This window comes from Flavobacterium sp. LS1P28 (genome assembly GCF_003970335.1).
Lineage (GTDB): Bacteria > Bacteroidota > Bacteroidia > Flavobacteriales > Flavobacteriaceae > Flavobacterium.
Window position 1 is genome coordinate 164663 of sequence record NZ_RYDI01000003.1, and the last position, 19167, is coordinate 183829.

A 19167-nucleotide genomic window follows, 5' to 3' on the forward strand; every position below is an offset into this window, starting at 1 on the left:
TTAAACTCCTCCAGGAAATGAGGAGTTTAGTTAGACAAAACGAATTAGGAATCTTAAAATTTATATGTCAAACCGGCAGTTACACTTCTTAATCGCTGTGGAGTTACAGTAGACCAGCCTGAATAATATTTTTCGTTTAATATGTTATTTAATTTTAAAGCTAAATTGAATTTATCATTCGAATACGACAAAGCCGAATTTAATATGGTATAACTTGGTAAGGCAAATGTTCCGATATTCGATCTGTTCAACGTTTTATATTCACTGGCGTGGTTTCCGCCAAATCCTAGACCGAATCCTTTTAATTTCCCGGAAGTCAACGTGTAATTTGCCCAAAAATTTACTAGCGTTTCTGGTCCGGCTTCTTCAGGTCTTAATCCTAAATATCCATCACCGGGATTGTCTTTTGTAACTTCACTTTTGTTATTACTGAATCCAGCAATCACATTAAATCCTTTCATTGGGTTTGCCGTAAAACTGATTTCAACTCCTTTACTGTTGACTTCACCTCCCTGAATTGCGTTGTTAATATTGTTTGGATCCGTCATTAATCGGTTTTTTACATCAATGTTGTAGTAGCTAATCGATGCCGAAATGATGTCTTTGTATAAGTTTGTTTTTAATCCAAATTCATATTGATTAGCTTGCTCCGGATCAAAAGATTCCATTCTTGGATTAGAACCATCCACTTCAGAAACTTCTCGTGGCGTTACATTTACAAAGCCATTCATATAATTTGAAAAAACCGAAACTTTATCTTTAATCAACATATAAACCAGACCGAATTTTGGAGAAACGGCTGCTTGGCTGTTTTCTTCGGTCGCTGTTTTCGATTTGAAATGATCGACGCGCAAACTAATCATTGCAGATAATTTATCGGTAACATTCAACACATCTGAGGCGTACGCACTAATAACCTCAATTTCAGCAGTTGAATTTCCGTCAAACGAATCTACTAAAAGATTATCAACTCCCGCTTGGGTCAAATCTCCAGTATCTGATCCATCGATTAAGGAGACAATTCCGTTTCCAACCCAACCGGTACTCCCGTTTATAATATTTGATTTATAATAATCGACACCAGCAACCAATCGGTTTCTTAAGTTTCCAATTTTAAAGTCTCCAATAAAATTTTGTTGAATATCCGTTGCTAAAGTTTCTCCGTTTCTTTTAGAAATGAATCGTGTAAAATCATTTCCGTTTGATGCATCAAATAAATAGGAATAATACCCATTTGTTTTACTGTTGCTTCTGGATAATACCGTTTGTGAAGTCCACTGATCCGATATTTTATAAAACATTTGAGCCTGTAAATTATAAGTAGGATTGCTGATGGACAGCTCGTTTGAAGTGAATGATTTATTATAGTTTTTTTCGAATAATTCCATCGAATCAAATGATAGAGCGGAATTTCTGTTCAAGAAAAGCATCGGGGCATTTGATGAATTTCGGTTTGTAAATTCAGTATTGATCAAGAACGAAAGTTTATCACTAACTTTATAACTCAAGGAAGGCGCAAAGAAAAAGGATTTGCCAAAACCGGCATCCTGAAACGAATTTTCTTTTTGGTAGGCTGTATTGATTCGTACGGAAACATCTGTGTTTAGTGGGATATTTACATCTGCAGTAAGACGATCCATACCATACGATCCGGCATTATAACTGATTTCTCCACCAAATCTTGAATAAGGTTTTTTAGTTACAATATTTATTAAACCTCCGTATGAAATCAAACTACTGCCAAATAATGTTCCTGAAGGTCCTTTGATCACTTCAATATTGTCCACGTTGGCCGGATCAATACTTCCATTGTTGATTCCGGGAAGCCCGTTGATCATTGTTGGCTGAACTGAAAAACCTCTCATGGAAAAATATTCAGCACCATCGCCGCCACGCCCGGTTGATTCCCAAAGGCGCGTGATTCCAGTTGCATTTTTTAGCGCATCACTAAAGTTAGTAACCACTTGTTCTTTCATTAACTCGCTGGTAACGGTATTGTACACCTGTGGATTTTCAATATTATTCAAAGGCATTTTAGAGACTGTGGTGCTTTTTTCTCTTTTATACCTGTATTTGTTGGTGTTTATAATCACTTCTTTCAATGTTTTTAAGGTATCTTTTTCTTGCTCTTTCTTTTCTTGAGCAGTAACCGTTATTCCAAAAAGCAAAACGAACAGGTAAAAGGCAGGTATCTTTTTCATTTATTTAGATTAATTAAAAATAAGTTGCAAATATAAGAGTGCTTTTGTTCTTAACAAAACTTATTTAGACTAATTACAGATAATATTTAAAATTAATTTTTATTCCACTGCAAAACAGTTTTTTAACGGCATAAAAAAACCTTGCTTATTTCGAGCAAGGTTTTGATTGGAACTAAAATGTTAAAATTTTAGTTGATTTTTTTCATTGAATATTGTTCGGAACTGGGTTTTCCTTGCTGGATTCCTGAAATTTTTACCACGATACTGTCTGGATTGATTTGACTATAAATAATTTTTTGAGGATAATCATGTTTCGGGTTTTCAAAAACCAGTTGTTTCTCAGTTGTCGTTGTCAACTTGAATGCGACTGCTTTATCCTCGTTTTGTCCTTTTACCATAGTTGAATACGTTAATTCTTCTCCTTTTTGTTGCAAAATAATAGATTCAAAATGCAAAGTGTCTTTTTCTTTGATAAAATAGGATTGCGCTTCAAAAGTACTGTCGTTTACTTTTTTCCAAGTTTCAGAAAGATTTCCATCAACGGACTTATTTTCCCAATTTCCTAAAATCCAATTGGCGGCTTTCATTTTTTCTAATTCATTTGCATCCGATTCTTTGCAGGAAAAAATGGTTAACAAAAGTAATATAAGAGTTGTTTTTTGAAACATTGGTGTAAATATTTGGTGTTATTTTGAACTGCTAAATTAAGAAAAAATAGAATAACGTCGCTTTTTTAGTTTTGGAATCACAGGTTCACCATATAAGTCATATAAGTTTTTAATTTGAATAGAATAAAGGAAAAAAACAGTTCATTTAAGGAAAGTCGCATAGTTCATAAAGAATGTTTTAATTTACATTCTCTTCAGCCAATGTGACAAATAAACTAACTTTCTTAACCCGTTGGGTGCAATTAATTTTTGATGATAATTTTCGTCAGTTCGAGTGATCCCGCTTTTGGGCGGGATTATATCGAGAACTAGAAAATTAGTATTAAAAACGGTTCTCGATACACGTCACTTCGAGTGCGAAGCGTATCGAGAAGTTTGTTCCGTTTTACTACACAAAAAACACTCGAACTGACGTTTTGAATAATTGCACCCAACGGGTTTTCTTATATAACTTAAGTAATGACTAAAATTTAATGTCGTATTTTAATAAAGCACTAAATTTCTTTGCCACAGATTTCACAGATTAGCACAGATTAATTCGTTATGTAATTTTAAAAATCTTTTTAATCCTTACAATCTGTGGCAAAAACTCTTTTTAATAATTGCGACAATATATCTTTCTTGCTACTTATATGGTTAAAACAAAATTTAATCACTTTCATTCAAAATAATATAAACCAATTCTTTAGTTGGTTTTTGATCTTTCAGTTTTGCTCTGACCACATCAAAAGGCACTTTGAAATCACAGCCTGATTTATAATCGCTGCAGCCATAAGCCATTTTTCCTTTTAGCACCGTTCCTTTCTTGCATTTCGGACAGGCTAATTCGTCCGGAATGACTTTTTTTAAAGCTTTCTTGGCTTCTAATTTGAGTTGGAAATTTTCGTCAAAACGAAGTAAACCTTCCACAGTGCCGATATCAGTTTTAAAATCTTTCATGTTTACAGTAGATCCTTTTTGTAGTAATCGCAAATATTGGTTCTCGGATATTTTTTTCTCTGCAAAAGTGTAAGGCAATAGGAACGTGCAACCTGCTTTATAATTGGTACATCCAAATGAAGATTTTCCTTTGATAAGTGTTCCTTTTCTGCATTTTGGACAGGCTTCCGCCAAAATTCCTGCGGCTTTCTTTTTCTCGACTTTAACAACTTCTTTTTGAATGCTTCCCGCATGCGAGATATTGGCACGTCTGGTTTCACTTCGCACTTCATAGACCAAAGCTTCTACCATGTTTTTCATGTTCTTAATAAACGCAGCAGCGGTAAAAGTTCCTTTTTCAATATCTTTCAACTGCTTTTCCCAAGAGCCGGTGAGTTCAGCTGATTTTACTAAATCATTTTGAATGGTGTCAATAAGCTGAATTCCAGTAGGTGTAGGCAATACTTGTTTTTTGTTCCTAATGATGTATTGGCGTTTAAACAGCGTTTCAATAATATTGGCTCGCGTGGAGGGACGCCCAATACCGTTTTCTTTCATCAATTCGCGTAAATCCTCGTCGTCTACTTGCTTGCCTGCAGTTTCCATAGCGCGCAATAAAGTAGCTTCGGTAAACTGATTCGGTGGTTTGGTTTCCTTTTCTAAAAACGAGGGTTCATGTGGCCCTTTTTCACCTACAACAAAACTCGGTAAAATATCGGCTTCTTTTTCTTTGGCGTTTGGATCTTCAAAGACTACGCGAAATCCCTTTTTCAGGATTTCTTTTCCCGTCGTTTTGAAGGCTACATCTGCTGCTTTCCCAATAACGGTTGTATTGGCAACCAAACAATCGTCATAAAACACGGCTATAAATCGCTTGGTAATTATGTCATATACTTGCTGCTGATTGTATTGCAAGTTGGATTGAATCCCCGTTGGAATAATCGCATGGTGATCCGTAACTTTTTTATCATTGAAAACTTTGGGCGATTTTTTTATCTTTTTTTCCAAAAGCGGTTGCGTCAACGCAGCATAATTCGTTAAGTTTTTCAGAATCCCAGCCACTTTTGGATAGATATCATTGGGCAAAAACGTCGTATCAACTCTGGGATACGTAACTACTTTTTGTTCGTACAAAGTTTGGACAATTTTGAGTGTTTCATCTGCCGTAAAACCAAATTTGGTATTGCAATACACCTGTAATCCTGTTAAATCAAATAGTTTAGGTGCAAACTCATTGCCATTCTTTTTTTCGACAGAAACTATTTCAAACTCACTTTCCTTGACTTTATTGGCCAAGAGTTCGCCATCTTCTTTTTTCAAAAAGCGTCCTTCTTCATAGCTGAAAAGAGTTTCTCTGTATAAAGTTTGCAACTCCCAATACGGTTGCGGTTTGAAATTCTCGATTTCCTTGAATCGGTCCACAACCATTGCCAATGTTGGGGTTTGCACCCTTCCTATAGACAAAACTTGTTTGTATCCGCCATGTTTTACGGTGTACAAACGTGTGGCATTCATGCCCAGTAACCAGTCGCCAATGGCTCTGGAAAATCCTGCATAGTATAAATTATCATAGTAGGCAGATGGTTTCAAGTTCTGGAAACCCTCTTTGATGGCTTCGGTGGTTAGGGAAGAAATCCACAAGCGTTGCACCTCGCCTTTATAATTGGCTTCGTTCATCACCCAGCGTTGAATAAGTTCACCCTCTTGCCCGGCATCCCCGCAGTTGATGACCAACTCGGCTTTGTCGAAAAGGCTTTTTATGATTCGGAATTGCTTTTGGATCCCCGAATTCTCGACCACTTTAGTTTCGAATTTGTCGGGAAGCATGGGCAGATTGTTCAAATCCCAACTTTTCCAATGGGGCTTGTAATCGTTCGGTTCTTTTAAGGTACATAAATGCCCAAAAGTGTAGGTGACCGCATAACCATTGCCTTCATAATATCCGTCATGCTTGGTATTCGCTCCCAAAACGGATGCGATTTCGCGGGCGACACTTGGTTTTTCGGCAATACAGACCTTCATTTTTTCCTACTGATTTAAGGGTGCAAAGTAGGAATTTAGAAATTGGTATTAAAAAGAAATCGACAGGAGTTATGAACGGGTACGTTGTGCTGTTTTTAGGAGCAGAACGACTGTTTTTCTCAACGAAGAACCGTCCTGCTGTCTGCTGTATTCCCGATTAATAAAATCTACGGCTGAAAAAGCCTTGTTTTTCTATATCGGGAGATGCCGCTTCCATCAGGGCTATTGATTACGTCTCATTTTCATAATAACGAAAGAGAAAATGCCGTAGATTACTTCATATATTCTCATTTACTGTTAGCGCAGAATTGCATTCTGTGCCCACTCCAATTGACACCCAAACTAATTTACAAAATTACTTCTAAATCAGCTTTAAAAATTAAAAAAAAAGCTAATATCGTTTTTCGGACATAGCTTTCTGACTTGTTTTACCTGTCCTCGTTTGTGGGCACAGAATGCAATTCTGCGCTAACGATTGTGGATATCTGAGCGATCGGGGTAGCAGGAAATAGCTCCTGAAAAAGTTAAAAATAAAATAAGTAATAGCTGTTTTAAGAGGGATGTCAAATCACTTGCGGAAAATGTTTCGATAGTTGAATTATCTCTAGATTATCGTGTTATATCAATAAGATGATTAAGAATCACATTGGCTATTTGTATTATGAGATTCCTCGTGCCTCGGAATGACAAGTAGTTATTGAAATGGCAAAAAAATAAATCTTGGTAAAAGAAATCACATTGGTTATTCCCGTTAGGAGATTCCTCGTACCTCGGAATGACAAGTAGTTACTGAAATAGCAAAAAACGAACCTTGCAAACTGCAATACTTTTTCGTATTTTTGCGGTCTAAACCGAAAGATGATTTTGATTAAAATAAAAAATCGTGATAAGAGGTTACTTCTGCCCTTGGGCAAAATATATAAACGAGAAGAAATAAAGGACTAAGAAAATGTTAGATAGACTTCAAATAGTAAAACAACGTTTCGATGAGATTTCGGATTTGATTATTCAGCCGGATGTTATTATGGATCAGAAGCGTTATGTGCAATTGAATCAAGAGTACAAAAGTTTAAAAGCTTTGGCTGAAAAACGCGATGAATATGTTGTTTTGATGGCAAACATTGACGAAGCAAACGAAATAATTGCCGATAACAGTGATGCGGATATGACCGAAATGGCCAAAATGCAACTGGACGAAGCTAAGGAAAGATTGCCGGAACTGGAGGATGAAATCAAGTTTATGTTGATTCCTAAAGATCCCGAAGATGCTAAAAATGTTATGGTGGAGATTCGTGCCGGAACGGGTGGGGATGAAGCGAGTATTTTTGCCGGGGATTTGTTTCGTATGTACACGAAATATTGTGAGAACAGAGGTTGGAGAACGTCGGTAGTGGATATGAATGAGGGAACTTCGGGTGGTTTCAAAGAGGTGATTTTTGAAGTTACCGGTGAGGATGTTTACGGAACCTTGAAGTTTGAAGCGGGTGTTCACCGTGTACAACGGGTACCGCAAACGGAAACACAAGGACGTGTTCACACATCAGCGGCGACTGTTATGGTATTGCCGGAAGCAGAGGAATTTGATGTGCAAATTGATATGAATGATGTGCGTGTGGATTTCTTCTGTTCGTCAGGACCTGGTGGACAATCGGTAAATACAACTAAATCAGCGGTTCGGTTGACGCACATTCCAACTGGATTGGTGGCGCAATGTCAGGATCAGAAATCACAACACAAGAATAAAGATAAAGCTTTTGGCGTTTTGCGTTCCCGTTTGTACGAACAGGAATTAGCCAAAAAACAAGCGGAAGATGCTACAACGCGTACGTCTCAGGTAAGTTCTGGTGACCGTTCTGCAAAAATCCGTACCTATAATTATGCACAAGGTCGTGTAACGGATCACCGTGTAGGTTTGACGTTGTACGATTTGGGAAATATCATGAATGGTGATATTCAGAAAATAGTAGATGAGTTGGCGTTAGTCAACAACATGGAAAAACTGAAAGAAGCCAGCGAGGTTTTTTAAATAGGTTTTGGGCGCCGGGTTTTAGGTCTTAGTAGGTTATAGGTTTTTGTAAAACTAAAATATATGAGAAACTTTAGGGATTTAGAAGTTTGGCAAAGTTCTGTTTTACTTGTTAAAAAAATTTATATTATTACTGGTTCGTTTCCCAAAGAAGAAAAATTTGGACTGGTTTCTCAAATCAATAGATGTGCAGTTTCAATTCCTTCGAACATAGCGGAAGGTTGTTCCAGAACTTCTCAAAAGGATTTTTCTAGATTTTTACAGATAAGTTTAGGTTCGGCCTTTGAATTAGAGACTCAAATTGAAATAGCTAAAGAGATAGGTTTTGTGGATGTGTTTTTACACTTAGAAATTATTTCCGAGCTTAACATAATTCAAAAAAGAATTCAATCCTTAAAAAAGTATGTTGATTCCAAGGTTTAAAACCAACACCCAACATCTAAGAACCCACCACCTAAAAAATGACTACACAACAACTTATTGACCAAATTCAACAAAAAAAATCATTCCTAGCAGTAGGACTCGATGTCGATTTGACTAAAATTCCGCAGCATCTACTAGAATTGGAAGATCCCATTTTCGAATTCAATAAAGCGATAATCGATGCAACGCATGATTTGGCTGTGGCTTATAAACCTAATATTGCTTTTTATGAAGCGTATGGTTTGAAAGGATGGACGTCTCTACAAAAAACAATTAATTACATCAACTCAACGTATCCGGATATTTTTACTATTGCCGATGCCAAACGCGGTGATATAGGCAATACGTCTGCCATGTATGCCAAAGCTTTTTTTGAAGATTTGAATTTTGACAGTATTACCGTTGCTCCTTATATGGGAAAAGATTCAGTGGAGCCTTTTCTGGCTTTCAAAAGTAAACATACGATTATGTTGGCTTTGACTTCTAACGAAGGTGCTTTTGATTTTCAGACTTTAAACTTAAACGGAAAAGAATTGTATAAACAAGTTTTGGAAATATCTAAAAACTGGAAAAACAGCGAAAACCTGATGTATGTTGTAGGTGCAACAAAAGCTGAATATTTCACTGAAATTCGCAAAATTGTTCCTGACAGTTTCTTGCTTGTTCCCGGAGTAGGAGCACAAGGCGGAAGTCTGGCTGAAGTTTGTAAATACGGAATGAATGCGAATGTTGGATTACTAATCAATTCTTCCAGAGCGATTATTTATGCTTCAAACGGAACTGATTTTGCCGATAAAGCAAGAACCGAAGCGTTGAAAATGCAACAGGAAATGGAGCAAATTATGAGTTTGAAGTTTAACGTTTAACGTTTTTGGGTTTTTATAAAATATTTTGAATTCAATCATTCTTCATTTTAAACCATTAAGAAATTAAGTTTTATTACCCTTGCGCTAAGATTTGAATCAAAAATTTTAGCGCTAAACTTTTTAAGCCTTAATTTTTCTAAATTTCTTAATGGTTTAAAAATATAATTTTTGATTAGATTTACTAAACATTAAACATTAAACATTAAACTTGAGACAAAAAACTTTAATCGATCAAATCGGAATAACACATTCTTTTGAAACTTCGCCAAAACGCATTATATCATGGTTCCCTCACAAACGGAATTGCTGTATGATTTAGGTTTGGAAGACCGAATTATAGGAATTACAAAATTCTGTGTGCATCCGTATCATTTTAAGTCGACCAAGAAAATAGTTGGTGGCACCAAAAAAGTGCATTACGAAAAAATCAGATTGTTGCAACCGGATATTGTCATTTGTAACAAAGAGGAAAATACCGCTGAAATTGTGGAAGAGTTGCGTAAAATTTGTCCGGTTTGGGTGACCAATATCATCACGATTGAAGATAATTTTCAGATGATTGCCGACTTTGGTCAACTTTTCAATTGCAGAACCGAAGCCCAGAAATGGAACGATAAATTGGCTTTTGCCCTGAGCGATTTTAAAAACTTTATAAAAGATAAGCCGCAACAAAAAGTAGTATATTTCATTTGGAAAAATCCTTTTATGGTTGCCGGTTCTAATAATTTTATCAATGAATTACTGAAACTAAACCATTTTCAAAACATATATGCAGGCAATGCCGAGACTTCTGGACGTTACCCGGAAATTGAACTCAAAAAAATGCGTTTAGAAGGGGATCCGGATTTGGTTTTTCTTTCATCAGAGCCGTATCCTTTCAAAGAGGAAGATGCTTTCGAAATAGGAAGACACACACACCACGCAAAAACGGTATTTGTAGATGGTGAAATGTTTTCCTGGTATGGAAGCAGGCTGTTAAAAGCGTTTGACTATTTTAAAAAAATGCATCAAAAATTATAATTCGCATTCTTCTAAAATCAATTTTTCTGTTGTCACGATCGATTTAACAGAAGAATTTTCGATATGGAAATTTAGTTCTGAGAACTTTTGGTACTCTTTTTTAAGCTTTTCTATTTCACTTTTCTCTTGCAATAATCCTTTCATTGGTGATGATTTTATGCAAATTTACATTTTACGATCTTAAAAGAAGCATTATTATTTGTTAAGATTGGGATTTAAAATTAATGTGCTATTTTTACAAAAAAAAGACGTGATCAATTATACCATTTACGAAAATAAAAACAGCGACCAATGGGTAACTTTTGTTCACGGTGCTGGTGGAAGTTCGTCTATATGGTTCAAACAAATACGGGATTTTAAGAAACAGCATAGTGTTTTATTATTGGATTTACGCGGTCACGGGGAATCAAAACCTACGCTGAAAACAGCTTTCAAACAAAAATATACTTTTTCGGCTTTGGCCAATGATATTCTGGAAGTCTTAAACCATCTCAAAATTGAAAAATCACATTTTGTCGGAATTTCATTGGGAACCATACTCATCAGACAATTGGCTGAAATGTATCCGGAACGCGTGCAAAGCATGATCCTTGGCGGTGCGATATTGAAAATGAATTTCCGTTCTCAAGTATTGATGCGATTGGGTAATTTGTTTAAATATGTACTGCCTTATTTGGTTTTATATCAGTTTTTTGCCTTTGTCATCATGCCAAAAAAAAGTCACAAACAGTCTCGGGTGCTTTTTATCAACGAGGCCAAGAAATTATACCAAAAAGAATTTATCAAATGGTTTAAACTCACCGCCGAAATAAATCCGGTACTCAAATGGTTCCGTCAGGTCGAGTTAAATATTCCTACGCTTTATGTGATGGGCGAAGAGGATTATATGTTTTTACCATCAGTTAAAAAAGTGGTAGAAAATCATTGCAAATCGTCTACGTTGTTTGTAATACAAAACTGTGGACATGTAGTCAATGTGGAACAGCCTAATGTTTTTAACGATGCTGTTCTTTCTTTTATAAACACTGCTAAATAAAAATTGCCTGCATTTTTATGCAGGCAATTCTTTAACTAACCAAAACCAAAATAATAAATAACCAGTTTATTACTCTGCAAAGATCACACTTACAGAGGCGTTTTGCTGTTAAGATTTTGTTATTACTTTGTTGTACATACGTTAAGTTTTTTTTTACTTTGTTTCAATGCATACTTTTTGTTCACTCGGTAGCAAGTTACACGATGGACTGTCTCAGGTTTTAATTTTGAGTTATCTTTTTGTTTAAGACCTGGATTTTAAAGGGTAATAAGTCTATAGAAATACTATCGTTTTATTGTCATATACTATTGTTTTTCTCTCGGCATGCAGTTTTATGGCTCTTGCCAAAACCGTACGTTCCAGATCACGTCCTTTCATGATGAAATTTTCAATAGAATGACTGTGTGTAACTCGGGTAATATCCTGCTCGATAATTGGACCTTCATCCAATTCCTCAGTCACATAATGACTGGTAGCGCCTATGATTTTAACACCTCTCATGAAAGCTGAGTGATAGGGTTTTGCCCCGGGAAACGCAGGGAGAAAGGAATGATGAATGTTGATGATTTGATTCGGGTATTGCGCAATCAATTTAGGGGTGATAATCTGCATGTAGCGAGCCAAAACAATAAAGTCAATAGTATACTGCTTCAGTAAATCCAGTTGTTTTTGCTCGCCTTCGGCTTTTGTATCTTTGGTAAAAGGTACATAATGAAACGGAATATTAAAACGGTCTGCTACTGGTTTCAAATCCTCATGGTTGCTTATTATCAAAGGAATTTCTAGTGGCAATTCACCAGCGCTGTGGCGTCCTAAAATATCATACAAACAATGGTCGTATTTTGAAACAAATAATGCCATTTTTGGTTTTTCATCTTGGGTGTACATTGCCCAGGACATATTAAACGGTGAAGCCAACGTTGCTTGAAAATCATTTTTAATAGCTTCAATATTCCAATTTTTGGTATTGAATTCACATTCTAAACGCATGAAAAACACATTCTCATTAGCATCAACGTGTTGGTCCAGGTAGATTATATTGCCATCAATGAAGGCAATATAATTTGTAACGGAGGCAATAATTGCTTTTTGATCTTTGCAATGGATTAGGATTGTAATTTTTTGCATTAGCATTTTGTTTTTAGCTTTGTTTTTTAGTAATGATTAGTGTTTTTCAAAACTAAATGTATCTGTGTTTATAAAAAAGTTAGATTGGGTTGTTTTATGTTTAAAAAAAATAGCCCAATTTTAATCTATTTGTTGTCCTGCATGGCATAAACTTTATTATTTATTAATAACCAACAGTAACAACGGATAATTTTTAAAATAAAATTGTAAATTGCAGTCTTAAATTATCATATTCATAAAATGGAACAACAAAAACCATATATCCCTAACAATAAAGTAAGAATTGTTACCGCAGCTGCGCTTTTTGACGGTCACGATGCTGCAATCAATATTATGCGTAGAATCATTCAGTCTACAGGCGTTGAGGTAATCCATTTGGGTCACGATCGTAGTGTGGAAGAAGTGGTCAATACCGCGATTCAGGAAGATGCGAATGCTATTGCGATAACTTCGTATCAAGGCGGACACAACGAATATTTCAAATACATGTATGACTTGCTTCAGGAAAAAGGAGCTGGGCAAATCAAGATATTTGGTGGGGGAGGAGGAGTAATCCTGCCTTCTGAAATTGCCGAATTGCAAGCGTACGGAATCACCCGTATTTATGCGCCGGATGACGGTCGCGCGATGGGATTGCAGGGAATGATTAATGATTTAGTACAACAATCTGATTATCCCGTTGGAGATAAACTGACGGATGAAATAAAACATTTGGAAGAAAAAAATCCAAAAGCAATTGCCAGAATTATTTCATCAGCAGAGAATTTCCCAGACATAGCGGCCAAAACTCTGGAAGTTATCCAAAAAAAGAATCAGGGTTGTAAAACTCCGGTTCTTGGAATCACAGGAACAGGTGGAGCAGGAAAATCTTCTTTGGTGGATGAATTAGTGCGTCGTTTTCTAATCGATTTCCCGGAAAAAACTATCGGATTAATATCCGTCGATCCATCAAAAAGAAAAACCGGCGGTGCCTTGTTAGGTGATAGAATCCGAATGAACGCAATTAATAACCCTCGAGTTTACATGCGTTCTTTGGCCACACGCCAATCGAATTTGGCTTTGTCTAAATATGTTGCCGATGCAATCCAAGTGATTAAAGCAGCAAATTATGATATCATAATCCTGGAAACCTCAGGTATAGGACAATCCGATACAGAAATCATGGATCACTCTGATGTATCCTTATATGTAATGACGCCTGAATTTGGCGCTGCAACTCAATTGGAAAAAATCGACATGCTTGATTTTGCTGATTTGGTAGCGATAAACAAATTTGACAAACGCGGATCTCTGGATGCATTGAGAGACGTGAAAAAACAATACCAACGCAACCATAATCTGTGGGATGTAAATTTAGATACGCTTCCGGTTTTTGGGACTATTGCTTCGCAGTTCAACGATCCGGGAATGAATACGCTGTACAAAGCGATAATGGATAAAGTCCATGAAAAAACGAATTCTGATTTGAAATCAACATTCCAAATCACTCGTGAAATGAGCGAGAAGATTTTCGTTATTCCGCCACACAGAACCCGTTATTTGTCTGAAATTGCCGAGAGCAACCGGAAGTATGATGTTACGGCCGTTAGCCAAGAACAAGTGGCTCAGAAATTGTACGGGATTTTTAAAACGATTGAATCGGTTACTAGAAAAATCCCTGAATCGAATAAAACAGGAATTAATGACGATTCGGTTTTGCCAAGTGCTTTAGAATCTGAAAAACCGGGTGCTGCTGAGGACAAAATATTTTTAAATCTTTTACTAAATCAATTTGATAAAATAAAAATGGATTTGGATCCATACAACTGGGAAATCATTTTGACTTGGGACGAGAAAGTAAACAAGTACAAGAATCCGGTGTATACGTTCAAAGTTCGGGATAGAGAAATCAAAATGGCCACGCACACGGAGTCCCTTTCACATTCTCAAATTCCGAAAATTGCATTGCCAAAGTACAAAGCTTGGGGTGATATTTTACGTTGGTGTTTGCAGGAAAACGTTCCTGGAGAATTTCCCTTTACCGCAGGTTTATATCCTTTTAAACGTGAAGGAGAAGATCCATCTCGTATGTTTGCCGGAGAAGGCGGACCGGAAAGAACGAACAAACGTTTTCATTATGTAAGTGCGGGATTACCGGCAAAACGATTATCAACGGCTTTTGACAGTGTGACTTTATACGGAAACGATCCACATGTACGCCCTGATATTTATGGAAAAATAGGTAATGCCGGAGTTTCTATTTGTTGTTTGGATGATGCTAAGAAATTATATTCTGGTTTTGATTTGGTTCATGCAATGACTTCGGTGAGTATGACTATTAATGGACCGGCACCTATGTTATTAGGGTTTTTCATGAATGCAGCGATTGACCAACAATGTGAGTTTTACATCAAAGAAAATGGCCTTGAAAAAGAAGTTGAGGTAAAAATCAACAAAATATATGCAGCAAAAGGAGTTGAAAGACCGCATTATCAAGGGGATTTGCCCCAAGGGAATAACGGTTTAGGGTTGCTGCTTTTGGGTGTAACCGGAGATCAGGTTTTACCTTTGGAAGTATATAACGAAATAAAAGCAAGAACGTTATCTCAAGTTCGTGGAACCGTTCAGGCCGATATTCTTAAAGAAGATCAAGCGCAAAATACCTGTATTTTCTCTACTGAATTTGCGTTGCGATTAATGGGTGACGTACAGGAATATTTTATTACTAAGAATGTAAGGAACTTTTATTCGGTTTCTATTTCAGGGTATCATATTGCCGAAGCGGGAGCAAATCCAATTACACAATTGGCTTTCACACTTTCTAATGGGTTCACGTATGTAGAATATTATTTGAGTCGTGGTATGAATATCAATGATTTTGGACCCAACTTATCGTTTTTCTTTTCGAATGGTGTAGATCCTGAATATGCCGTTATCGGTCGTGTGGCACGTAAAATTTGGGCGAAAGCCATGAAAAATAAATATGGCGCTAACGAGCGTGCGCAAATGTTGAAATACCACATTCAGACTTCGGGACGTTCTTTGCACGCACAGGAAATAGATTTCAATGATATTCGTACTACTTTGCAAGCGTTGTATGCGATTTATGACAATTGTAATTCCTTGCATACCAATGCGTATGATGAAGCAATTACAACACCTACAGAAGAATCTGTGCGTCGTGCGATGGCAATTCAGTTGATTATCAATAAAGAATTAGGACTGGCCAAAAACGAAAATCCAATTCAAGGTGCTTTCATTATTGAAGAGCTAACGGATTTAGTCGAAGCGGCAGTTTTATTAGAATTTGACCGAATTACAGAACGTGGTGGCGTGCTTGGAGCTATGGAAACCATGTACCAAAGAAGTAAAATTCAAGAAGAAAGTTTGTATTATGAGACTTTGAAACATACAGGTGAATTTCCTATCATTGGTGTGAATACGTTTTTGAGTTCCAAAGGTTCTCCAACAGTAATCCCCGCCGAAGTAATTCGCGCCACAGAGGAAGAAAAACAATACCAAATTGATATGTTGAACCATTTGCATCAATCCAATCAGGATGTAGTGAAGGATCATTTAAATACGCTTCAGGAAGCAGCCATTAAAAACGAAAATTTATTCGAGCATTTAATGGAAGCGACCAAGGTTTGTTCCTTGGGACAAATAACAGCTGCTTTATTTGAAGTAGGTGGACAATACAGAAGAAATATGTAAGCAGAGAACCACTTTTTGCATCGCAAAAAGTGTGTGAATCGCTTATCCCGTTTTTGGGCGGGATCTAAGGTAATCAGTATTGAATTGCATCGCAAAAAGTGTGTGAATCGCTTATCCCGCTTTTGGGTGGGATCTAAGGTAATCAGTATTGAATTGCATCGCAAAAAGTGTGTGAATCGCTTATCCCGCTTTTGGGCGGGCATGATCTATTTTTTTTTTTTTAAGACCTTACAGTAATGAGAGGTCTTTTTTTGTTCATGTAATTATTGCGACTTTATTACATTTATTCTAAAGTAGCTGTTGGGTGTAATCCAATGCGTTTAATTTTTTAACCACATAGAAACATAGATTTTAAAATTATGTAAGTCGTTTCACTTTTTTGGAGAAAATCATAGCTATATGAAGCCAAAAATTGGGCTGTCCAACTCTTTTTTTCTATGTTTCTATGTGGTTCATTTTTTTTAGTTAAGATTAATTGAAATTTTCATTAATTACACCCAACGAGTTAAAGTACTATATTTACATTTTACCTTAAAACCGAATAGTATGAAAAAACTTCAAATTGTATTCTTATTTTTTCTTCTTGGTCATACTGTAGTTTCTTATGCAGCAAAAGCCGATACATTGCAAATTCCTAGTATGGCAATGAATAAAACGTATAAAGCTGCGGTAGTATTACCAAGTTCGTATGCAAAAAGCAAGATTAATTATCCCGTGCTTTATCTGTTGCATGGCGCTTATGGTCATTTTAATGATTGGTTGTCTAAAACTCCGGATAAGAATTTATTGCACAATTTAGCAGATCAGTATAATATCATAATCGTAATGCCGGAAGGAGAAACATTCAGTTTTTATCTGGATAGCCCTGTGAATAAGGGAAGTCAGTTTGAAACGTATATTACAAAAGAAGTAATTCAGAAAGTAGACAACACTTATCGGACAATAAACAACAGAAAAGGACGTGTAATTACGGGACTTTCTATGGGAGGTCACGGAGCATTGTATCTTTCGACAAGACATCCAGAACTATTTTGTGCAGCAGGAAGTATGAGCGGCGCTGTTGATATGGGAAGCATGATTAATCCGGAATCTAAGGAAAGAGTTACTAAATTAATGGAACCTGTTTTTGGGATTGAAGGAGCGCCACAGGAAGTATATGCCTCCAGTGCAGTTTTGAATATGGTGGATAAAATAAAAAGTAACAAACTGGAATTGATTATAGATTGCGGTGTAGATGATTTTTTGATTGAATCCAATAGAGAATTACACCGAAGGCTTGTTTATAATAAAGTTGCTCACGATTATACGGAACGGCCAGGAGCGCATACGTGGGAATATTGGGAAAATGCGTTACCTTCTCATGTGTTGTTTTTTAGCAAAATTTTAAACAATAATGGCGTGGCTGTTGTGGAGAAATAATAACCGAATAGTAATAAAATTTTAAAAAAGCCTTTCATCTGAGAGGCTTTTTTAGTTCCTTTTAAGCCCAGGATTATTAGGTATAATTTAAGTTTTTTTTCCATAATTGAAAAGCACTTTTTTTTGAAAATAAAGTTTGGCACAATTCATGAATAGAGTTTTTTAATATAAATTATAAAACGATAACGAATGAAAAAAATTACCTTATTTTTAGTTTTCATCGGGATGATGACTCTACAAAGTTGTGAAGTGACAGAACTATATGATACCGTTGATAACGGTCCTCGAACTGAAGTGTATGAAGTTACAACTTCGTTCAACTCCAATAATAATTATAGCAGCTTGGTTGTATTTGATCCGCCAATTTATTCTTCGGATTCTGTTTTAGTATACCATTTGTATGATACGGTAAATGGAGCAGATATTTGGAAATTAATGCCTCAAACGTATTATCTGAATAATGGTGGTGAATTAGATTTTAATTTTGATTATTCCAGGTTTGATGTTAAAATTTTTCTTGCGGCTAATTTCAATCTGAATACTTTAGATTCCAGTTGGACACAAAATCAAACTTTTAGAATAGTAATTGTACCAGCAAATTTTGCCTCTACAATAAACAAAAATAATATGGATGCAGTTATGTCCTCATTGAAGGTTAGTAAAAGTGAAATTCAAAAAATAAATTTATAATTTCAGAGAAGTCAAAAAAAAAGGAAATCGAAAGATTTCCTTTTTTTATAGACCTTAAAATTAGGAGACAAACTCTTTGCTGTTTTTTCTAAGTGAAACTACAATTCCCACTATAAGAGCCACCGCTATAAAAGCCAGTGACATCCATTCCGGAATTTCATAATTGTATTTTTTTAGTATGTCATGGGTTAACATTTTCACACCAACAAAACTTAAAATAGCGATTAGACTGTATTCCAGATAACTAAATTTAGCTAACATATTAGCCAGAAAGAAATACATGGATCGCAATCCTAGAATGGCAAAAATATTAGAACTGAAAACTAAAAAGGGGTCATTAGTAATGGCTAAAATAGCAGGAACACTATCAATGGCAAAAACCACATCCATGACTTCAATAACCACAAGAGCTACAAATAGAGGGGTTGCGGCAGTAATGTGTCTTCTTTTGACAAAGAAATGCTCCTCATCCATATGATTAGATATGGGCATTATTTTTTTTAGGCTTTTATAGACGAATGATTTTTTAGGTTCAAATTTTTCATTTTCATTTCCAAACAACATTTTCATGGCAGTATAGATCAGGAAAGCACCAAAAATATACGTCATCCAAGAAAATTTATTGATTAGCATAACGCCAAAAAAGATCATTAGGCCTCTAAAGAATATTGCCCCTAATATTCCCCAAAATAAAACACGATGCTGGTATTGTGGCGGAATTTTAAAAGCAGAAAAGATTATGGCTATGACAAAGATGTTGTCAATGCTTAATGATAATTCAATTAAATATCCGGTAATGAACTTTATGGATGCTGTTGTGGGAGTTAATTGATCCGGATTTGCGATATAATTATTGTTGTAGAGCCAATAAATAACGCCGGAAAACAGGAATGATAAAGTAACCCATATTGCAGTCCACTTACCCGCTTCTTTTGAACTTATAATATGTGGCGTTTTGTTGAAAACACCTAAATCAAGAGCCAAGAAAATCATTACGGCTACTAAGAAAGAAATCCAGACAATCATATATCATATATTTAAAAAGTTGCACAAAGAT

Annotated in this window: 13 protein-coding genes and 1 pseudogene; 8 read left to right on the forward strand and 6 right to left on the reverse strand. The window is 36.0% G+C overall.

The features are described 5' to 3' along the window. Window positions 1-53 precede the first annotated feature (53 nt). The 3 genes from EKL97_RS04585 to EKL97_RS04595 form a co-directional block, all read right to left on the reverse strand. Window positions 54-2201 (reverse strand): TonB-dependent siderophore receptor, encoded by a 2148-nt coding sequence (locus tag EKL97_RS04585; RefSeq protein ID WP_126568272.1) that lies wholly within the window; start codon window positions 2199-2201, stop codon window positions 54-56. Window positions 2202-2389: 188 nt separating this feature from the next. After that, a complete protein-coding gene (locus tag EKL97_RS04590; RefSeq protein ID WP_126568274.1) occupies window positions 2390-2869 on the reverse strand; it encodes a DUF6265 family protein in 480 nt (159 codons plus the stop codon). Window positions 2870-3517: 648 nt separating this feature from the next. Beyond that, entirely contained in the window at window positions 3518-5809 is a 2292-nt protein-coding gene (locus tag EKL97_RS04595; protein WP_126568275.1) for a DNA topoisomerase 3, read from the reverse strand. A 949-nt stretch (window positions 5810-6758) separates the two neighbouring features. Here EKL97_RS04595 and prfA point away from each other — a divergent pair. The 4 genes and pseudogenes from prfA to EKL97_RS04615 all read left to right on the forward strand — a co-directional run bounded on the left by prfA (window position 6759) and on the right by EKL97_RS04615 (window position 10144). After that, on the forward strand, window positions 6759-7835 hold the full coding sequence (gene prfA / locus EKL97_RS04600) for a peptide chain release factor 1 (protein WP_126460993.1): 1077 nt from the start codon (window positions 6759-6761) through the stop codon (window positions 7833-7835). Between the two features lie 63 nt (window positions 7836-7898). Then, window positions 7899-8258: a four helix bundle protein gene (locus EKL97_RS04605; protein WP_126460991.1), complete on the forward strand. Its 360-nt coding sequence runs from the start codon at window positions 7899-7901 to the stop codon at window positions 8256-8258. Window positions 8259-8296: 38 nt separating this feature from the next. After that, a complete protein-coding gene (gene pyrF / locus EKL97_RS04610) occupies window positions 8297-9124 on the forward strand; it encodes an orotidine-5'-phosphate decarboxylase (RefSeq protein ID WP_126568277.1) in 828 nt (275 codons plus the stop codon). A gap of 208 nt (window positions 9125-9332) precedes the next feature. Further along, window positions 9333-10144, forward strand: a pseudogene (locus EKL97_RS04615) (ABC transporter substrate-binding protein). On the opposite strand, the gene EKL97_RS15660 reads toward EKL97_RS04615, so the two are convergent. After that, a complete protein-coding gene (locus tag EKL97_RS15660) occupies window positions 10139-10288 on the reverse strand; it encodes a hypothetical protein (RefSeq protein ID WP_197037202.1) in 150 nt (49 codons plus the stop codon). The pseudogene EKL97_RS04615 and the gene EKL97_RS15660 overlap by 6 nt on opposite strands. A 106-nt stretch (window positions 10289-10394) precedes the next feature. Between EKL97_RS15660 and EKL97_RS04620 the strand changes: the two genes are divergently transcribed. Continuing rightward, on the forward strand, window positions 10395-11180 hold the full coding sequence (locus EKL97_RS04620; RefSeq protein WP_126568307.1) for an alpha/beta fold hydrolase: 786 nt from the start codon (window positions 10395-10397) through the stop codon (window positions 11178-11180). Window positions 11181-11453: 273 nt separating this feature from the next. On the opposite strand, the gene purU is transcribed toward EKL97_RS04620, so the two are convergent. Next, window positions 11454-12308 carry a formyltetrahydrofolate deformylase gene (gene purU, locus EKL97_RS04625; RefSeq protein ID WP_126460985.1) on the reverse strand — a complete coding sequence of 285 codons (855 nt, stop codon included), beginning with the start codon at window positions 12306-12308 and terminating at the stop codon, window positions 11454-11456. A gap of 240 nt (window positions 12309-12548) precedes the next feature. On the opposite strand from purU, the gene EKL97_RS04630 reads away from it, so the two are divergent. The 3 genes from EKL97_RS04630 (at window position 12549) to EKL97_RS04640 (ending at window position 18110) form a co-directional block, all read left to right on the forward strand. Beyond that, entirely contained in the window at window positions 12549-16001 is a 3453-nt protein-coding gene (locus tag EKL97_RS04630; RefSeq protein WP_126568278.1) for a methylmalonyl-CoA mutase family protein, read from the forward strand. A gap of 546 nt (window positions 16002-16547) precedes the next feature. After that, a complete protein-coding gene (locus EKL97_RS04635; RefSeq protein WP_126561869.1) occupies window positions 16548-17420 on the forward strand; it encodes an alpha/beta hydrolase in 873 nt (290 codons plus the stop codon). 189 nt (window positions 17421-17609) lie between these two features. Next, window positions 17610-18110: a hypothetical protein gene (locus EKL97_RS04640; RefSeq protein WP_126460976.1), complete on the forward strand. Its 501-nt coding sequence runs from the start codon at window positions 17610-17612 to the stop codon at window positions 18108-18110. 60 nt (window positions 18111-18170) lie between these two features. Here EKL97_RS04640 and EKL97_RS04645 read toward each other — a convergent pair whose 3' ends face one another. Beyond that, window positions 18171-19136, reverse strand: coding sequence for a TerC family protein (locus EKL97_RS04645; RefSeq protein ID WP_126460973.1), 966 nt, complete (start codon window positions 19134-19136; stop codon window positions 18171-18173). Window positions 19137-19167 lie beyond the last annotated feature (31 nt).